Origin of the sequence: Pseudonocardia kujensis (genome assembly GCF_021283305.1) — a bacterium.
GTDB lineage: Bacteria > Actinomycetota > Actinomycetes > Mycobacteriales > Pseudonocardiaceae > Pseudonocardia > Pseudonocardia kujensis.
On sequence record NZ_JAJSOK010000137.1, the window covers coordinates 1 to 4241 of the forward strand.

The 4241-nt window shown below is 73.8% G+C and carries 6 protein-coding genes; 3 read left to right on the forward strand and 3 right to left on the reverse strand.

Annotated features, from left to right (window positions below; translation table 11 throughout):
• Positions 1-336: 336 nt before the first annotated feature.
• Positions 337-1431: a quinone-dependent dihydroorotate dehydrogenase gene (locus LWC35_RS38535; protein WP_232875541.1), complete on the reverse strand. Its 1095-nt coding sequence runs from the start codon at positions 1429-1431 to the stop codon at positions 337-339.
• Positions 1432-1518: 87 nt separating this feature from the next.
• The gene (locus tag LWC35_RS38540) at positions 1519-1896 is read right to left on the reverse strand and encodes an RNA-binding S4 domain-containing protein (RefSeq protein ID WP_232875542.1); all 378 of its coding nucleotides are present in this window, start codon (positions 1894-1896) and stop codon (positions 1519-1521) included.
• A 59-nt stretch (positions 1897-1955) separates the two neighbouring features.
• Between LWC35_RS38540 and LWC35_RS38545 the strand changes: the two genes are divergently transcribed.
• From LWC35_RS38545 to LWC35_RS38555, 3 genes are read left to right on the forward strand one after another with little or no spacing between them, the layout of a single operon-like run.
• On the forward strand, positions 1956-2861 hold the full coding sequence (locus LWC35_RS38545; RefSeq protein ID WP_232875543.1) for a DMT family transporter: 906 nt from the start codon (positions 1956-1958) through the stop codon (positions 2859-2861).
• Positions 2862-2871: 10 nt separating this feature from the next.
• Complete coding sequence (locus LWC35_RS38550) at positions 2872-3741, forward strand: diacylglycerol/lipid kinase family protein (protein ID WP_232875544.1); 870 nt, start codon at positions 2872-2874, stop codon at positions 3739-3741.
• Positions 3742-3779: 38 nt separating this feature from the next.
• Positions 3780-3968, forward strand: coding sequence for a hypothetical protein (locus tag LWC35_RS38555; protein WP_232875545.1), 189 nt, complete (start codon positions 3780-3782; stop codon positions 3966-3968).
• Here LWC35_RS38555 and LWC35_RS38560 read toward each other — a convergent pair.
• Positions 3969-4241 (reverse strand): ArsR/SmtB family transcription factor (locus LWC35_RS38560; RefSeq protein ID WP_308194758.1); only part of this gene is annotated, 273 nt, incomplete at its 5' end.

Here is a 4241-nt window from a genome sequence, read left to right on the forward strand (position 1 = left end):
ACCGGGGTCCTGCGCCCGTTCCGGGTCAACTCACCGTCGTCGGCGTGTCGCCCCGCCACCACCGCGCCGCTACTGAGAAAGGCTCAATGCACCCATGGGCGGGTCGTTCGCGCGTTATGGAACCATAACGCGCTCCTGTCGACCAAAAGAGGGCATTATGGTTCCATAGTGCGTTCACGGCCGAGGCAAGCAAATTATGGAACCATAATGCGACCCAGAGGGCGGCCAGAGCGCGTTATGGTTCCATAGTGCGTTCTCGGAGCCGAAGGAAGCGCATTATGGTTCCATAGTGCGGTCTCGGAGCCGAAAGAAGCGCGTTATGGTTCCATACCGCGGTCAGGTGGCGGAACCTACTGCGGCGGAGAGGGTGGCGTGGCCGTCGCGGTGCAGGAGGGCGGCGAGGTCCCGGTTCACCTTGCGCGGCCAGGTCCCGCCGCCGTAGATGAAGCCCGTGTAGGACTGCACGAGTGACGCGCCGGCCGTGATGCGGCGGTAGGCGTCCTCCCCGGAGAAGATCCCGCCGACCGAGATGATGGTGCGGTCGGGGCCGAGCTTCGCCCGCAGCGTCCCCACCACGGCCTCTGCGGCGGCGGCGAGCGGGAGACCGGACAGCCCGCCGGCGCCGAGGGCGTCGACCTCGGCGCGGGGTGTGCGGAGGCCGTCGCGGGAGACGGTGGTGTTGGTGGCGACCACCCCGTCCAGCCCCAGGCGCACGGTCAGGTCCGCCACCGCGTCGACGTCCTCGGCGGCGAGGTCGGTCGTGATCTTCACGAGCAGCGGGACGGTCCGCCCGGCCACCGCGGAGACGAGCTCCTCACGGACGGCCTCGAGCAACGGCGACAGCACCGCGACCTGCTGCATGTCGCGCAGGCCAGGGGTGTTGGGCGAGCTGACGTTGACCACGACGTAGTCCGCGTGCGGCCCGAGGACCCGCGCGCTGTGCCGGTAGTCGTCGATCGCCTCGTCCGGTGTCGCGACCTTGCTCTTGCCGATGTTGAGACCCAGGACCGGCCGGCCCTCCCGCGGCAGCGCTCCGAGCCGGGCCGCGACGGCGTCGGCCCCGGAGTTGTTGAACCCCATGCGGTTCACGAGGGCCTTGTCCTCGGGGAGGCGGAAGAGGCGCGGCTTGGGGTTGCCCGGTTGCGGGCGCGCGGTGATCGTGCCGAGCTCGACGAACCCGAAGCCGAGCCGGCCCAGCGCGACGGGGCCGCGGGCGTCCTTGTCGAAGCCCGCGGCCAGCCCGAGCGGGTTGGGGAAGTCGACGCCGAACACCCGCGTCCGCAGCACCGGGTCGGACTCGGTCAGCAGGGTGCCGAGGCGCGGTCCGACGACCGACGACCCCGCTACGCCCCGGATCGCCCCGAACGCGACGCCGTGGATCGGCTCGGCGGGGATCCGCCGCAGGACGTGCCGGAACAGCAGGTCGTACATGGCCCCATCATCGCCCACCCGCGCGGCGCGGGCGTGCCAGGGACGCAGAGGGAGGCACAGTGACGCTCGGGGACGCTCGGGGAACGTTCAGGGACGCGGTGGGCGGAGGGCGCCGAGCTGGTCGAGCATCCGGCGCTCGCGCTTGGTGGGCCGGCCCGTGCCGCGCTCGCGCACGGCAAAGACCGGGCGGGCCTCCTTCGGCGGCGGGGCCGGGGTGTGGTCGAGGTAGCAGGCCTGCGCCTCGGGTGCCCCGACGCGCTTCTGGATCACCTTCGTGACCTCGACGATCCGCGTCTGCTCGTACACCCGCGCACGGACCTCGTCGCCGGGGTGCACCGCGGTGGCGGGCTTGGCCGGGCGGTCGTTGACGCGCACGTGCCCGCCCCGGCAGGCGGCCGCGGCGTCGGACCGGGTCTTGGCCAGCCGGACCGACCAGAGCCAGCGGTCGAGGCGGGTGGACTCCATCCCTCCATCGTGACAGCACCGTGCGGCATAGATCCACCGCGCGCGGGGTTGCCCGGTGCATGACGCTGGTGCGGGACCGGACGTGGCTCGTGGCGGTCGCGGCGGCGCTGTGGGGCACGGACGGCCTGCTGCGTGCACCGCTCGCGGGCGCGCTCCCTGCCGCCACGGTGGTGTTCTGGGAGCACCTCATCGCCGTCGTCGTGCTGCTGCCGCTGGTGCCTTCGGCGGTGCGGGCCTTCCGCGCCGCGTCGACGCGCGACCGGGTGGCGCTGCTCGTGATCGGCGCCGGGTCGTCGGCGCTGGCGACCGCCCTGTTCACCGCAGCGTTCGCCACCGGCGACGCCCTGACCCCGCTGGTGCTCCAGAAGCTGCAGCCGCTCGTGGCCGTCGTCGCCGCGGCGGTCCTGCTCGGCGAGCGGGTGCGCGTCGGGTACTGGCTGTTCGCCGTGCCGGCGCTGCTGGGCGCGTGGCTGGTCGCCTTCCCCGATCCGTTCGCGGTGCAGGTGCGCGCGCTCGGGGCGGCGGGCCTCGCCATCGGCGCCGCGCTGCTGTGGGGCTTCGGCACGGTGCTCGGCCGGCTGGTGGGGGTGCGGACGGCGCCGCGCGACGTCACGGTGCTGCGCTTCCTCGTCGGGCTTCCGGCGGCGTCGGTCATCGTCGCCGTGCAGGGCGCGCCGCTCGCCGTCACGTCCGGGCAGCTCGGCCCACTGGCGCTGCTCGCGCTGATCCCGGGCCTGCTCGCGCTCGTCCTCTACTACGTCGGGCTGCGCGACACCCCGGCGGCGCGGGCCACCCTCGGCGAGCTCGCCTTCCCGGCGACCGCCACGGTCCTCGGCATTGCGTTCCTCGGCGTCTCGCCCAGCCCGACCCAGTGGATCGGCCTGCTCGTCGTCGTGGCGGCGATCACCGCACTCGGGCTGCGCGAGCGCGGCGCGGAACCGGTCGTGCTGGCGCAGACCGGATAGGGTGCCCGGCGTGGCGCGTGCCTTCGACCGGGTCGTGGTCGTCTTCAACCCGAACAGCACCGGCGACGCGCAGGAGCGCGCCGAGGAGCTCAAGTCGGGGCTCGCCGAGCGGGCCGCCGACCTGCCCGTCGAGCTGCGCCCGACCGAGTACGCCGGGCACGCGCGGGAGGTCGCCCGCGAGGAAGCCGGGTCGGGCGCGCCGCTGATCGTGTCGGTCAGTGGCGACGGCGGCTACAACGAGGTCGTCGACGGCGTCATGAAGGCCGGCGAGACCCGAGCCGCGGCCGCGGTGCTGGCCGCCGGCAACGCGAACGACCACCGCCGGGTCGTCGCCCGGCGGCCGCTGCTCGACGCGATCGTCGAGGGCCGGACCGAACGGCTCGACCTCCTGCGCCTCACCGTCGACGACGACGTGCGGTACGCGCACTCCTACATCGGGCTCGGGATCACCCCGGTCGTCGCGCTGGAGCTGGAGCGCGGCGGCAAGGGCTCGGTCAAGGAGGTCGTGACGACCGTGCGCGCCTTCTCCCGCTTCCACCCCTTCGCCATCGAGGTCGACGGCAGGCGCGAGACCTTCGACAGCCTCGTCTTCGCCAACATCCCCGAGATGGCGAAGTACGCCACGCTCGCCGAGGACGCCCGCCCCGACGACGGCGTCTTCGAGGTTGTGCTGGTCCGGCACCGTTCGAAGCTGCGCACCGCGCTCACAGCCGCGAAGGCCGCCATCCGCGGGCTCGGCACGCAGCCCAGCGTGCGCGAGTACGCCTTCTGCACGATCGACCCGATGCCGGCACAGATCGACGGCGAGGTCCTCGAGCTCGACGCCGGCGTCCGGGCGCGGGTCGACATCGCGGCCGGCGCGCTCGCCACGGTCCGCTGACCCCGTTTGTCCGTGGGCCGGGGAGGTACGCCCCGAGCATGGAACGTGGCAGCAGCAAGCACAGCGCCCGCGTCGACGAGCAGGAGGCCGCCGAGGTCCAGGGCCGGCTGGGCAACGCCGGCGGGCACCGTGAGGAGTGGGCGGAGACCGAGCCGCGCGAGGGCGTGGAGAACCGGGTCGAGCGGACGGAGCTCCCACCCCGCCCGCTCGACGACGACGACGAGTGATCAACCCTCCTCGGCGATCGCCTTGATCGCGGCGAGCCGCCGCTCCCACTCCTCCGCCAAGCCGGTCAGCCAGGCCGCGGCCGCGATCAGCCCGTCGGGCCGGGGGGCCCACCGGACCTCCCGGCCGTGCCGGGTGGATCGGACCAGCCCCGCGGCGTCGAGCACCCCGAGGTGCTGGACCACGGCCTGCCGGCTGATCGGCAGGCCGCGCGCCAGCACGGTCGCGCGCGCCTCCCCGCGCGCGAGCCGCTCGAGCAGCTCGCGCGCGGGGAG